The sequence below is a fragment of the Geomicrobium halophilum genome (assembly GCF_014207655.1).
Lineage (GTDB): Bacteria > Bacillota > Bacilli > Bacillales > Marinococcaceae > Geomicrobium > Geomicrobium halophilum.
In genome coordinates this window covers 668,633-682,996 of sequence record NZ_JACHHJ010000001.1, presented here as the reverse complement: position 1 = coordinate 682,996, position 14,364 = coordinate 668,633, and the positions used below count along the sequence as shown (strand labels likewise).

Below are 14,364 nucleotides of genomic sequence, written 5' to 3'. Positions count from 1 at the left end.
TCCATATTTAAAGCTTATCCTTTGATTTATAGAAATTAAATTTCTCATAGGTTTTTTCTAAATGCACACAAGTTCCCTGAATAGGCTTATCCATAGCTTTATAAACTACATGACATACAAAATGCAATCTTAACTTTTGGAAGTCTCTTGCGTGTCGGCCTCTGATACACGAGCTTGTGGTTGCTGTTGCGTAATGCAGTGAATGTTTCCACCAGCGAGGGATAGCTCTCTTGATTGTACCGGCACAATTTCTCTTTCCGGGAATAAGCGCTGAAATAAGTTCACCGCCTCTTGATCCATTGGGTCATCAAATGCCGGTAAAATCACGGCACCATTACATATATAACCATTAACGTAAGTAGCAACGCATGGTTCACCCGCTTTACGTTCATAACTATCCGTTGTCTGGTCCAATTGTTGGCTTTCCTCCCATTGTAGAACGGGTTGTTCCGGAATGGATACTTCGTGAATCGTCAATGCTCTTCCAATAGCATCAGTCGCTTGTTGTAATTGCTCCTTGCATTGTTTTAACACCGGATATTGGGGATGATCTTGATCATCTGTCCAGCTCATGGCTACCTCACCTGGGCGGATATAGCAGAGGACTTCATCAATATGGCCATCGGTTTCATCCCCTACCATGCCTTGATCCAACCAGATAACCTTTTTCACGTTCAATGTTTCTTTTAACCTTTCTTCTACCTGCTCTTGTGTCCAATCAGGATTACGGTTGGAATTTAAGAGGCATTCTTTCGTTGTGATCACCGTTCCTTCTCCATCAACAGCAATCGCTCCGCCTTCAAGGGTCAAATCCGTGGCGTCATATCGTGGCACCCGTTCAATATCGAATACCTTTTGTTTAACAAGCATATCCTGATCCCAAGGGAAGTATAGCCCTCCTTCAAGTCCTCCCCAAGCATTGAAGTGGAAATCAACACCAGATAAATGACCGAAATCATTCGTTAAAAAGATAGGACCAATATCTCTCATCCAGGCATCATTCGAAGACATTTCAATCACACGGATCTCAGGTGATAAAACCGCGCGTACGTGCTTGTATTGATCAGCCGGCACACAAACAGTTACCGGTTCAAACTTGGCAATCGCTTCGGCAACATTTGTAAACACTCGTTGAGCAGGCTTTGCCCCAGAATGCCATGTATCCGGACGGACTGGCCAAAGCAGCCAAGTCCCGTCATGGGGTTCAAATTCACCAGGCATGCGATAACCATCGGATTTCGGTGTGTGATTGTAAGTTTTCATCATTTTATATACCTCCAATAGGTTTGTCATCAAACGTGTAACGCATGGACAAATGGTGACATATCGATATGATGGGGTGTGTATTTCCCTCGGTATATGAGCATTCCCCCATATCATGAAAACATTTGATATACGCTACAACCCATATTTTTAGCATTACTTGGTGCCAAGAACAGATAGCTGGCCCGAACGCTTATAACGATTAAGACACAGCTTTTAACCCTGTTACACCAACCACAATAATAACGAGACTTATTATACGTCCCATGTTCTTGGATTCCCCGAAGAACAACATATTCACCAATACAGCACCGGCAGTGCCGGTCCCGAGCCACACCGCGTACGCAATACTTAATTGCAAGAAGTTAAAAGAGGCGTATAGGAGCCCAAAGGCAACTCCAAATCCCCCTACAAAAATCAGCATATTTTGCAACGTTTTATTTTGGCTAAACATTTTTAAACCCATAACACCGATGATTTCAGAGGCTGCTGCTAACGTTACAAGTAACCACCCCATGATTTAAGCAACTCCTTTCGCGTATTGTTCTTCACCTTTATTATCAGCTAGTTTTAAACTTACGACACCCGTAATGAGAATCCCCATGAAGATCGCTTTCATGATGCTGAATGCACCTCCAAAGATAAATACATCCATTAAAGCTGTGCCAACGGTCCCTGCTGCTGCAAATATGGCGTAGACCGTCCCGGTTGGCAAATGTTCACAGGCCTTGGACAGAAAGTAAAAGTCGATAAGAATAATGATCACGACGATCCCCCAATGCCACCAAGCCGTTGCAACATTAAAGCCAAACACCCAAAATAATTCAAATAAACATGTTAAAAAAACGTACATCCAAGCTTTATTCATTCTATATCCACCTTTACTGACTGACTTTCAGTCATTTTTTGATAAAATGAGCTCCACGCTTAACGATGAAGCCCCAGTGCATGGCTGATAAACTCTAACAATTCTTGTTTTTGCAGACGAACCGTTTCTTCTTGCTTACAGTCGTCGTACAAATAAACCTGTTCAGCTGTTGACTCAATTAATCCGATTATCATTTTTGTTGTCCGTTCAGTATGCAGGGAATGACGAATGATTCCTGAAGCTTTAGCTTGATCTAAAAGCTCGTTCATCCACTCATACAAAGGAGCATAGATGGCCTCCCATTCTTTTAAATAATCGGTTTGGGTAAGTCCTGCATAAATAAGAGCAAACACATCAGGGTACTCTTTGGTCAAGTTGTAAACGACCTCGATAATTTCTTCCATTTGAACCTGAAAAGGTGCATGTTCCTGCACATGACGTTTCATTTCATCCATCATTTTTTCAACCATCACCTCAGCAATGGCCGGCATCACAGATAGCTTCGATGGAAAGTATAAATAAAAAGTACCCTGAGCAATACCCACGATTTGCACAATATCGGACACTTTGGTTTTTTCAATGCCCTTCTCACGAAAAACCTCGATCGCAGCGTGAACAATCTTTTCCTTCTTGTCCATCTCTCAACCCCCAATAATGACTGACTATCATTCATTATAAAGAAGGTTTTATCTTTTGTCAAATCCTAAAGAAAAAGGTATGTATCAGCATTTTCTCTGTAGGCTTTAACGATTCGGTATTCTTTGCGCACGTACTGCTACAATGTTCCGCTTATTCTGTTTTACATCGAATTTTAAAGACTGTTCGGGTAAACTAGGACTGACAATATAGAGGTGTTTCCCTCCCCCAGCCAACATTTTCTTTTCTCTTAGATTAGCCATAGAAAGTGGCCAGTAGTATAAGCTCCTGACCGCTTTTTTAGCCTTTTTTCCTACTGCGAAGCTATATGTGGTATCAGAAAAGAGCTTGAGCTATATTTTCTCTGCTTGACACCAATCAAGGATAAAGTTCGCGTACGTTTCGGTGACACGCTTCACACTCGGTAAGTCCACCCATTCGTTTGGTCCATGCATATTGCCGCCATCAGCCCCATAGCAAGTGGCAGGAATATCATCGTAAACACTGTAAAAACGTACATCGGTTGTTGCTGTTGTTGCTGAAAATTGCATCTCTTCGCCAGTAACTTGCTTGTGCACTTTTCCAAGCGTTTTAAAAACATCCAAATCTTTTTCAAGGGCGACCCCATCTGCATGAAAGCCGTAATACGTAATTTCAGGCGGTTCCTCTTTTAACCATTCATCTTTTGCTGCTGCATCCACTAACCATTGGCTTACTTCATCTTTGATTGCTTGCGGATCTTCACCCGGATACAGGCCAACCCTGACCTCGAATGTACAATCGGCGGCTACACTTGACGCCCAATCGCCTCCGTAAATTTTCCCTACGTTTACATTTAAGGGATGGGGATGGTCTTTAAAATACGAATGTTTGGGACGTTCATTCGTATAGGTTCGATATTCTTGAATCGCTTGAATTAGTACATATGCTTTTTCGATCGCGCTAACGGCCGCCGATGCCCGCTCAACATGAGCGGCTGCCCCTTTCACGCGCACACGCATCCAGATGACCCCCACTTGGCCAATTAATGCTTGCTGCCCCAGCGGTTCCGGAATTAAAGCTCCGTCGGCTTTATATCCGGCAAGTAACGTAGCCAGTGCCCCATTTCCCGTAATTTCTTCTTCCAGCACACTTTCCAGATAAACATCCGCCTGTGGCCTAATGCCCAACGATTGCAACGCCCGCACAGCGAATACCATGGCTGCCATTCCTGATTTCATATCCTGGATACCACGACCATACATGCGGTTACCATCGATGGTCGCTCCCCACGGATCATAGCGCCAATCTTCATGCGGCCCTTCGGGAACAACATCAACATGACTTTGTAAAATCAGACTCTTCCCTTTTTTCTTTCCGGCTGACGACCATGTGCCTACCACAACCGGACGTCCTTCGTACCCCCATTCTACAGGAGAAAAGCCTTGATGTTTGGACATTTCTTTGATGTCAGGGATGATTTTTTCCGTGCTCAATTGCATTTCATTTTGAAAATAATCCGCGAGATAATTTTGCAGAGCACCTTCATTCCCTAAGGTGCTCTTAAATCTTCCAATCATTTGTAGAAATTCAAGTTGTTCTTCCCACTGTTCATCGATCTTTTCTTTGATTTGCATTCTTAGATCTGTCATGTTGATCATCCTTTTTTGCTTAAAAAATTAAGATAAAATACCAAGCCAAGCAACGACCAACCAAGCACAATCAACCATTCGATGTTAAATAAAGCAGAAGGCATGCCAGGCATATAGAGAACAATAAATCCTAAGCTCAACACAACCGCTGCAACTCCTACAAATTGACTGTTTCCAGCCTTATATGGCCTTTCTAAATCCGGCTCACGGCGACGTAAGATGATAAATGAGATGGCCACCATTAAGTAAGCAACCACAATACCTAACCCACCTGCATTTGCAAACCAATCTAAAGCCGGCTCTCCAAGTAAAGGGCTTAACACAGATAAAACGCCAATAAAAATAATTGCATTAGAGGGTGTTCCATATTTTGGATGAAGCTTACCAAACCAGGAAGGCAACATTCTTGATTCGGCCATGGCATAAATAATCCTCGTACCCCCAACGATAAAAGCATTCCAACTTGTTAAAATCCCGGCAACCCCTCCTAAGATAAGAATATTTGCAAATGCCTGAGAACCAAATGCTGCGGCCATCGCATCAGCTGTAGCAAGTTCAATACCCTCCAATGACGTTGCAGGTAATGCCAGGCCTACGGAAAGCGTCACACCGATGTAAAAAAGAATAGCACCAACGACCGATAGAATGAGTAACCTGCCAATTTTTCGAGGTGAAATATTTGCTTCTTCAGCCGCTTGTGGAATGACATCAAAACCAACGAATAAAAAAGGTACCAATACGAGCACAGCCATAATTCCCCCTGCGCCGTCCACAAAGAAGGGTTCCATGTTTGCAATACTACCACCAAAACCTGAACCTGTGATAAGTAAGATACCCACAATAAAAATGCTCAACGTCAAAATGATCTGTACTTTCGCTGCCGGTTTAACCCCGAAATAGTTAATCCCTGCCATAATGATAGAGCCAGCCATTCCTACGATCACCCATGATGCATAAACATCCCAACCGGCGATGGTCCACATATACCCTACTTCATAGTTTGGAAATAAATAAGTGATCACCGTCGGTAATGCAACCGCTTCAAATGCTATGACCGAAACGTAACCGAAAGTGATCGCCCAAGAAGCAATAAATGTCGATTTATTGCCGAGGGCACGTCCCACATATACATGTTCTCCACCTACAAAAGGCATCGCAGATGAAAGTTCGGCATAGGTTAACCCTACGAAAACAACAAGCACTCCGCCGATAACAAAAGCTAGTGCAGCACCGAGGGAACCTGCGGATGTGATCCATGTGCCGGACAAAACAACCCATCCCCAGCCAATCATGGCTCCGAAGGATAATAGAAACACATCCCAGTTAGATAATACTTTCTTCAGCTTTCCTTCCCTATCTTCCATCTATGATCAATCCTCCTCTAGTGAATCCATACATAAGTCAGACTGACGTAAGAAGTTTCTTAATTATAGCCCCTTAAAAAAATAGAACATGAGCCATTACTGCTATAATCGGTAGGCTAATAAGTGTACGTTGAAGGAAAATGACGAAAAGATTGAATAAATTTAATGGCAGACTCGAACGTAAGAGTAAAACCCCAACCTCAGACATATAAACAAGCTGCGTCATGGAAAGACAGGCGATAACAAAGCGGGTCAGCTCACTTTCAATCCCTCCCCCGATGACAGCAGGTAAAAACATGTCTGCAAAACCAACGACGACGGCTATTGCCGCATCTGTCGCTTCTGGAATTTGCAAAATATTTAATAGAGGAACAAATGGGTAAGAAATCCAATGAAAGATAGGGGTGAATTCCGCTAACATTAATGCCATCGTGCCCAATGCCATCACCAATGGAATGAGTCCTACCCAGATATCAATTACATTTTTAACCCCTTGTTTAGCTAAACTTGAAAAATTCTCTGTTCTTTTGACTTTTGCAATGGCCCTTTCATATCCCCATCTTACATAAGACATTCCTTGGGGATTCCCTTCGTCAATTTGTTTTCCGGAAACTTCATGATAAGATTCTTTTTTTCTTGAAAGAGGCGGTATTCTCGGGACAATCATTCCTGTAATAAGTCCTGCGACACAAACGGTAAAGTAAAATTGTACAAACATATGACTGACATCCAAAAACTGAACGACCAGTATACTGAATGCGATGGAGGCAATAGAGAAATTGGTGGCGATAACCGTCCCTTCTCTTTGCGTATAATACCCATTTTCATATTGCTGTGTTGTGACAAGAACCCCTACTGTGCCACTCCCCATCCAGGAAACAAGCGCGTCAATCGATGAACGTCCGGGAATCGTAAATAATGGTTTCATAAAATTTCGAAGTAAAGTTCCAGCGAACTCCATTAACCCAAATTCAATTAACACAGGCAAAAGTAAACCGGCGAAAAAAAACCAAGTCGCCAAAACAGGAATCAAGGAATACAAAACCTCTCCGCCTGAAGTTTCTGACCATATCCATTCCGGTCCCCATTCAAAAATAGTCAAAACCGCAATCAGGGCACCTAGTATACGAAATGTCAACCACACCCAGTTAACATCCAATAATCCTCGCCAGAAAGGCTTCTCCAATACAAGGTTAGGTTTCCATATCTTTGTGATCACAGACAGGAGTACTGATAATATAAGGATAATTGTCATCACTTGGGGAATATAATCCGCAAACGCTTCCTGTACGAAAGTCGCCATGATTCCTACGCCAATAGTGATTTCTTCACCCACCGGGACAGGTATAAGAAATAATAAAATCCCGATGAGTGAAACAATAATGAATTGAAGTTTATACTTTAATTCATTATCCTTAATGTTTTTCTTCGAATTTAATTGCAACGTTACTCCCCCTTTGCACCTCAGTTGATGGGGAAACTTCAATATAGGCGCTAGCTATTTCTTCTTTTCTTTAGAGCCACCAACGTGATCATCTCGTACATAATCGTAGCGGCTGCAGCAGCGGTAATTTCACCGCTGTCATAATCGGGAAGTACTTCCACCAGGTCAAAACCAACAACATTTAAACCATCCAGACCTCTCACATATTCAAGGCCTTCGTAGCTCGTTGGACCACCTACCTCTGGGGTTCCAGTACCTGGTGCATACGCAGGATCTAAGAAATCAATATCGTAGGTGACAAATACAGGTTGATTTCCTACCCTTTGTTGAATTCGCTGTATGACATTTTCCTGGCCAAGTTTACGTACTTCTTTCATTGTTAGGACTTCAAAGCCAAGATCTCTTGCATTATCAATATCTTCAGGTCCGTACAACGGACCGCGCATTCCGACCTGAATCGAGTGATCAACGTCAATCAGACCTTCTTCCACTGCTCTCCGAAAAACGGTACCATGCATGTATTTTTCACCGAAGTAGTCATCCCAGGTGTCCCCATGGGAGTCAAATTGTACTAATGCAATGGGACCATATTTTTTCTTGAATGCTCTTAAATGAGCAAGCGTAACCGAATGATCACCTCCCATTAAAATGGGCGTAATGGAATGATCTAAAATCGGTTCCAGAGACTTTTCGATATTTTCATAGGTTCTGTGTATATTGCCTGGAACAATATCAAAATCTCCATAATCTACACCGGAACAATAATCGAAAATATTGATATCTTGATCCGGATTATATGGTCTTAAGAGTATAGAAAAATTTCGTACATGTTGCGGTCCATACCTTTGACCTGTTCGATTCGATGTTGCAGTATCGAAAGGAACACCCGCAACGACAAAATCAACATTTGTTGCTTCTACTGCTTCCAATCTCATGAACGTTCGCAACCCTACGAAGCGTGGGGATTGGGATGAATCTTTAGGTTGGTACATCAATATTCCTCCTTGTGCGAGGTTATTTTCGGTTGTTCTAATTCGCCTTATGCGTTACGCATTATATCCCCAACGAAATATATTTCACTTCCAAATATTCTTCGATCCCATGGTGCCCACCCTCTCGACCTATTCCGCTTTCTTTCATTCCTCCGAACGGGGCTTGCGGCACCGAAGGAAGGCCGTCGTTCACACCTACAATGCCGTATTCCAATGCTTCACTCAGGCGTACAGCTCTCCCGATATTTTCCGAGAATACATAAGCTGCTAGACCATAGGGTGAGTTGTTTGCTCGTTGGATGACTTCTTCTTCGGTTTGAAAAGCAGCGACCGGTGCTACGGGGCCAAAGGTTTCTTCATTCATGCAGAGCATGTCGTCGGTGGCTTCAGATAAAATCGTAGGTTCAAAATAAAGACCTTTGTTTTTCTCGAAACTGTTTCCACCACTCAATATTCTGCCACCTTTTGATATTGCATCATCTAGATGTTTTTGAACTTTCTCTATCGCTTGTTCATTAATTAAGGGGCCTAGATCCACGTTTTCTTCCAGCCCATTTCCGGTTGTTAATTTCTGAACCGCCGCTTTGAATTTTTCGTGGAACGTTTCCAAAATAGATTCCTGTACATATACGCGATTCGTACAAATGCACGTTTGGCCTGCATTTCGAAACTTTGATCCAATTAACTGATCAATGGCTTTATCTATATCTGCATCTTCCATAACGATAAATGGCGCGTGTCCGCCGAGTTCAAGGGAAATCTTTTTGACCGTTTGAGCGGCTCCTTCCATTAATCGTTTTCCAACTTCTGTTGAGCCCGTAAAAGTGATTTTTCGTACACGTTCATCTTGGAGCCAAGTTTCTCCGATTTCTTGAGGAGCCCCTGTAATGACATTTACCACCCCTGCAGGAATGCCAGCCTCTTCAGCAAGTTCGGCTAGTTTTAGTGCTGTAAGAGGGGTTTCCTCTGCTGGTTTGACGACAGCGGTACACCCTGCTGCAAGCGCAGGGCCAACCTTACGGGTGATCATCGCTGCCGGGAAGTTCCATGGAGTAATGGCTGCCACCATCCCAACGGGTTGTTTTTGCACGAATATACGCTTATTCGTATGAGAAGCGGGAATGGTTTCTCCGTATATGCGTTTGGCTTCTTCGGCGTACCAGGAGATAAAACCGTTGGCATAACTAACTTCACCTATTGCTTCTTGTAAAGGTTTCCCTTGTTCTAGGATCATGATTTTTCCGATTTCCTCTTTATTCTCTTCTATTAATTGGTGCCAGGCAGCTAGAAGCCTGCTGCGTTCTTGAGCCGGCAATTTTGACCAAGAATCGAAAGCAGTATGAGCAGCTTCAACCGCTTGTTCGGCCTCATTCTTGCCACCTTTGGGTACAGCTCCGATGACTTGTTTCGTTGCAGGATTGACGATTTCGAAATGGTCCAGGTCCTCCCCTTGCCATTTTCCGTTCATATAGATTTTTTGTATCATGGAATCCCCCTTACTGCTGTTTCAATACGCCTTCCAAAATTTGAAAACCTTCCTCCAATTCTTGATCGGTAATTACAATCGGAGCGAGAAAACGGATCACATTGCTGTGCACCCCGGAGGAAAGCAATAACAATCCGGAAGCATTGGCTGCTTGTAAAATAGAAGCTGTTTTTTTCGGATCTGGCTTCTTTCCATCTTCTTTGACCACTTCAAAAGCGGCCATTGCTCCAATACGGCGAAATCCTCGAATAAATGGAAATTGCTCTTCCCACTCATGAGCCTTGTTTTCAACTTGACGACCAACGACTTCCGCACGTTCATTTAAGTTTTCCTCTTCAATGATATCCAAAACAGCAAGCGCTGCTTGACAAGCAACGGCATTTCCGTTATACGTTCCACCTAATTCACCGGGGCTAGCAGCATCCATAGCTTCGGCTTTTCCAACGACGGCACTTAATGGAAATCCAGCCGCTAACGATTTCGACATGGTGATTAAATCAGGTGCAATGCTAAAATGTTCACTGGCAAACCATGCGCCGGTACGTGCGAAACCGGTTTGGATCTCGTCAGCTACGAAAAGAATCCCGTGTTCTTGGCAACGCTTGACCACGTGTTCAACAAAGGCCTTGGGCGGTACAATGAAACCACCTTCTCCTTGGACCGGCTCCATAACGACACACGCCACTTGTTCGGGCGCTACTTCGGTTTTCAAAAATACATCAAAATCGTCAATGACAGATTGTACGTATGCTTCGTCGCTTTGCTCTTCCGGCTTTCGAAACATGTAAGGATAGGGGGCGTGATAGACCTCAGAAGCGAAAGGGCCAAAACCAAATTTATACGGTTTGACCTTGCCTGTCATCGCCATCGTCATATTTGTCCGTCCATGAAATCCACGGTTAAACGTAACAACAGCTTGCCTCCCTGTGGCTTTTCTAGCGATTTTCACCGCGTTCTCCACTGCTTCGGCTCCACTATTTAAGAGTAGCGTCTTTTTATCAAAATCACCCGGCGTAATCGAGCAAAGACGTTCGGCCAGCTCAATATAGCCATCATACATCATGACATTAAATCCTGGATGTGAAACTTTTTCCACTTGTTCTTTTGCAGCTTCCACGACTTTCGGGTGGGAGTGGCCGACGTTCATCGTGCCTATAGCTCCGGCGAAATCAATGTAGGCATTTTCTTCTTCATCATACAACGTCGCTCCTTTGCCAAAACGAGCGATCGCCCGATTGCCATTCCCTACTCCTCTTGGAACATACTGGTCTCTTTTTTCTTGCCAATGATTGCTTCCCATAAGAAAACCTCCCTTTTTTTCCGGTAACGCTTACAATCAATGATGTTTTTCGTCATTGTAAGCGTTTTTTGATATCCTTGATAGTACCAGACGAAAAAAATCAATAGTACCAGTTGGAGGTTAACATGTTCCATATTCCGATTGATCGAAACTACTCATCCCCGGTATATAAGCAAATCTATCATTGGATGAAAAATGAAATCTTACAAGGAGGATTGGAAGCAAGAACGAAACTTCCCTCGAAAAGAACGCTCGCTTCGTCTCTAGGTGTCAGTCAAAATAGTGTCCTTTCCGCTTATCATCAATTGATAGCAGAAGGGTACATCTATACAAAAGAACGTAGCGGTTATTTTGTTGAACCCATCCAGCCGATCAGGCCGCAGAAAGAACAAAAAGAGCTCGATGCTCACTTAATAGAAAAACCACCGAAAGCGTATCGTTACTCCTTTTCGCATATGGGGGTAGAAGCTTCACTTTTCCCTTTTCAGCGTTGGCAGTATTGTGAACAAAAAGCCATCCAGAAAGAAGGAGACATTCTTTCGGATATTAATCATCCCCAAGGGATCTACAAATTACGAGAAATTCTGGCCAGCAAAATCCGACATACCCGAGGAGTGATCTGTGAACCGGAACAAATTGTGATCGGAGCAAGCACTCAATGGTTATTACAACTTTTCCTACTGGTCAACGCAGAAGATCAACCATTTGCCATGGAAGAGCCGGGGTATCACCGACTAAGTGCATTGTTAAAAACGATGGATCACCCCGTCGATCATGTTCCTGTAGATCATCTTGGCATGCAGGTAGACAAATTACGGGAAACACAGGCAAATATTGCGATTGTCACCCCTTCTCATCAAATGCCGACAGGGTCGATTATGCCCGTCTCTCGCCGTACCGAATTATTGCATTGGAGCTATGAAAAAGAGAATCGTTATATCATCGAAGATGACTATGATTCCGAATTTAAATACGAGGGGGACATGATCCCTTCTTTACAAAGCCTGGATGTTAACGAAAAAGTGATTTATATTGGTTCTTTTTCGAAATCGTTGCTCCCTGACCTTCGAATGAGTTACATGGTATTACCATTGGGGTTAATCAACGGGTTTAAGGAAAAGGGCCTCCATTTTATGCAAACGACCTCAGTGCTCACACAACTTGTGCTCAGCCAATTTTTAGAAACCGGCGACTACGATAAACACATTAAACGCATGAGTAACTATTACAAAGATCTCAGAGAAAAGACGATAGCGGCGTTACAAGATCGTTTCGGTTCATTGACTCGAGTGGAGGGGGAAAAAGCCGGCCTTCATTTTTTGTTACATCTTGATACAGAGGAAGCGATCGAAAGGATTCTGGAACGGGCAGATAGAATGGATATCGAACTATACTCCATCCAACGTTTCTTACATGAGCCGTTTAGAGACGCGTCGCCCACGTTAATTATCGGCTTTGCGAAGTTAAAACCAGAGGAGATTACCGAGGCAGTAGAGGAGTTATATAGATGTTGCTTTCCTGATTCATAGTTAGTAAGGCGCCCCAGATTTCTATTGATATTCTTTTTAGGGTGGTTAAATTTTTAAAGACGGTAAAATGGAAATCAAATATAACAGGTATTTCTCATAAGGATGGACGTACACACGCCGAAACACGGGGAGAGTGAGCGGAAAAACCGGGCTCTTCTCTGCTTCAGCATTGATCGAAATAGGGTCTTCTTGAAGGAAAAGAATGGAGCGGTCCTTCACCCCAAGAGGCAACTTTCTCCCCCCTACCGGCTGCGTATTCTCGCTACATAAAGGGGAGGATAGCTGCAATAATGACAACAATAACCAAAATGATAGGGAGGACAACCATATACATGACACTCATTAATTTAAAACTGGATTCAATGCTGTAATTTTTATCCCCAGGATTTTTCGCGATGGCAAGCGTAATCCCTATGATCAAACCGGCACCTAGCAATAACAATACTATTAATCCTATATTCATCGAAAATCCCTGCTTTCAACTGGACTTCTGTCAAGAAAGTGGACAGAAAAACTTTGGGCTTAGGAAGCGTTGTTTCCGATGGGTTGTCTAGCGATATCCGCCACCTTTGACAGCTGTTTGGGTTCGTGGTGTGCATCTGATGGCCGCTGGGTGAAAAAAGTTCAAAAAGTCATCAGCCGCATGCGAAGTTTACCACGAACCCACCGCTTCACACAATTCGGCGATGGGGCCTATCCCCACCCGGCGAAACGCGGAAGCGGGCACAGCTGTCAAAGAAAGCCCTTCGAGTGGCTCCCTGCATTTTCTTAAGGGAGGGATTCCTGCAATCTCGGAATTTGCCCGTGTGTATGTAGATCAATTTCCGAAAGCTTATATGGATTGGATAAAAACATTGGAAATGGAAGGAGAAAGAGAATCAGTTCTCCAGGCTACCATAGAAGGATTGTCTACGATTCCGAGCCATTATACGGCGAGGGCAGAAGTTGCCGAAAAGTTATCAGAAATTGGTGAGGAGCTCGGGGATCTTAAACTCAAATTAAAAGGATTCAGAGAAGGCTTTTACTTCAACCCTTCCATGAAGTATTTGCTGGATCTGTATATGACAGCTCATGAGGAAGGCTGCTTCGATGAGATTCGGGAGGAAGTTGAAGAAAGAATGATCGAATTAAAAAATAAGGGGAAAAATAGTGCATCGCTTCTGGATATCGAGAGGAAAAGGGCGACATTTAATGAAAAAGTTTTTTATTACACCCATCTTTTAGGTGGGAATTATGAAAAAGTATTTCATATGTGTGAAGGCAAGGATCCCCTTGGCTGAACATTCAATTCAAATCCTAAACCCATGATGATCTCATTTTTCCTGGAGCTCTTATCGAAGGACGACAAATATTCCAGAATTCTTCATAATCAATGGCGATATGCTCTCATCCAAGGGGATTATGGTTCTGAGGAATTAAATATAGACAAATATATGAAACTCATTGACCGCGTTAAAAAGAGCCTTCATTTGACAGACGAACAAGAAAAGTTTTACTTTGAATGGTTTGAAAAGGAAACAGAGGACAGAGTAGACGCCATTGTTAGCAATAAATACCGAGGAAACTATGATAAAGCGGCCAGAATTTGGGTTGCGATGGCCAAGACGCTGGCGAATCAGGGGATGTGCAAGCAGGACGTCAATTTGTAACGAAGTTTCACGACAAATAAAAACATTCAGATTTCAAAAAAGAGATCAACAATGCAAGCTTGTTACTGTGAAGTCGTTCCATTTGACTATCTACATCTAAAAACGAGTGATGCTAATGGGCAGAGGTTTTCCCTTCATGCTAAATAATTTGCGCCAGCGAGCTAAATACACGTAACGCCGTTCATCGCGCTATTTTATGCCT

The 14,364-nt window shown here is 43.2% G+C and carries 14 protein-coding genes; 3 read left to right on the top strand and 11 right to left on the bottom strand.

The genetic code is table 11. The annotated features are described in order from the left end of the window. Positions 1 to 129: 129 nt before the first annotated feature. The 10 genes from aguA to gabT all read right to left on the bottom strand — a co-directional run bounded on the left by aguA (position 130) and on the right by gabT (position 10,984). The gene (gene aguA / locus HNR44_RS03340; RefSeq protein ID WP_184403530.1) at positions 130 to 1,263 is read right to left on the bottom strand and encodes an agmatine deiminase; all 1,134 of its coding nucleotides are present in this window, start codon (positions 1,261 to 1,263) and stop codon (positions 130 to 132) included. Between the two features lie 202 nt (positions 1,264 to 1,465). Beyond that, positions 1,466 to 1,780: a DMT family transporter gene (locus HNR44_RS03335; RefSeq protein WP_184402685.1), complete on the bottom strand. Its 315-nt coding sequence runs from the start codon at positions 1,778 to 1,780 to the stop codon at positions 1,466 to 1,468. A gap of 3 nt (positions 1,781 to 1,783) precedes the next feature. Further along, a complete protein-coding gene (locus HNR44_RS03330; RefSeq protein WP_184402684.1) occupies positions 1,784 to 2,131 on the bottom strand; it encodes a DMT family transporter in 348 nt (115 codons plus the stop codon). Between the two features lie 59 nt (positions 2,132 to 2,190). Next, positions 2,191 to 2,769: a TetR/AcrR family transcriptional regulator gene (locus tag HNR44_RS03325; protein WP_184402683.1), complete on the bottom strand. Its 579-nt coding sequence runs from the start codon at positions 2,767 to 2,769 to the stop codon at positions 2,191 to 2,193. Between the two features lie 351 nt (positions 2,770 to 3,120). Continuing rightward, positions 3,121 to 4,398 (bottom strand): ArgE/DapE family deacylase, encoded by a 1,278-nt coding sequence (locus HNR44_RS03320; protein ID WP_246406961.1) that lies wholly within the window; start codon positions 4,396 to 4,398, stop codon positions 3,121 to 3,123. Positions 4,399 to 4,403: 5 nt separating this feature from the next. Further along, positions 4,404 to 5,762: an APC family permease gene (locus tag HNR44_RS03315; protein ID WP_184402681.1), complete on the bottom strand. Its 1,359-nt coding sequence runs from the start codon at positions 5,760 to 5,762 to the stop codon at positions 4,404 to 4,406. Positions 5,763 to 5,835: 73 nt separating this feature from the next. After that, the gene (locus tag HNR44_RS03310; RefSeq protein ID WP_184402680.1) at positions 5,836 to 7,206 is read right to left on the bottom strand and encodes a YjiH family protein; all 1,371 of its coding nucleotides are present in this window, start codon (positions 7,204 to 7,206) and stop codon (positions 5,836 to 5,838) included. A gap of 50 nt (positions 7,207 to 7,256) precedes the next feature. Then, on the bottom strand, positions 7,257 to 8,198 hold the full coding sequence (speB, locus tag HNR44_RS03305) for an agmatinase (protein ID WP_184402679.1): 942 nt from the start codon (positions 8,196 to 8,198) through the stop codon (positions 7,257 to 7,259). Positions 8,199 to 8,259: 61 nt separating this feature from the next. After that, a complete protein-coding gene (locus HNR44_RS03300; RefSeq protein ID WP_343069417.1) occupies positions 8,260 to 9,672 on the bottom strand; it encodes an NAD-dependent succinate-semialdehyde dehydrogenase in 1,413 nt (470 codons plus the stop codon). A 22-nt stretch (positions 9,673 to 9,694) separates the two neighbouring features. Beyond that, a complete protein-coding gene (gene gabT / locus HNR44_RS03295; protein ID WP_184402677.1) occupies positions 9,695 to 10,984 on the bottom strand; it encodes a 4-aminobutyrate--2-oxoglutarate transaminase in 1,290 nt (429 codons plus the stop codon). Positions 10,985 to 11,109: 125 nt separating this feature from the next. Between gabT and pdxR the strand changes: the two genes are divergently transcribed. Further along, a complete protein-coding gene (pdxR, locus tag HNR44_RS03290; RefSeq protein WP_184402676.1) occupies positions 11,110 to 12,513 on the top strand; it encodes a MocR-like pyridoxine biosynthesis transcription factor PdxR in 1,404 nt (467 codons plus the stop codon). 262 nt (positions 12,514 to 12,775) lie between these two features. On the opposite strand, the gene HNR44_RS03285 is transcribed toward pdxR, so the two are convergent. Beyond that, positions 12,776 to 12,976: a hypothetical protein gene (locus HNR44_RS03285; protein ID WP_184402675.1), complete on the bottom strand. Its 201-nt coding sequence runs from the start codon at positions 12,974 to 12,976 to the stop codon at positions 12,776 to 12,778. A 343-nt stretch (positions 12,977 to 13,319) separates the two neighbouring features. On the opposite strand from HNR44_RS03285, the gene HNR44_RS03280 reads away from it, so the two are divergent. Beyond that, complete coding sequence (locus HNR44_RS03280; RefSeq protein WP_184402674.1) at positions 13,320 to 13,793, top strand: hypothetical protein; 474 nt, start codon at positions 13,320 to 13,322, stop codon at positions 13,791 to 13,793. 189 nt (positions 13,794 to 13,982) lie between these two features. Next, entirely contained in the window at positions 13,983 to 14,162 is a 180-nt protein-coding gene (locus HNR44_RS03275) for a hypothetical protein (protein ID WP_184402673.1), read from the top strand. Positions 14,163 to 14,364: the final 202 nt, after the last annotated feature.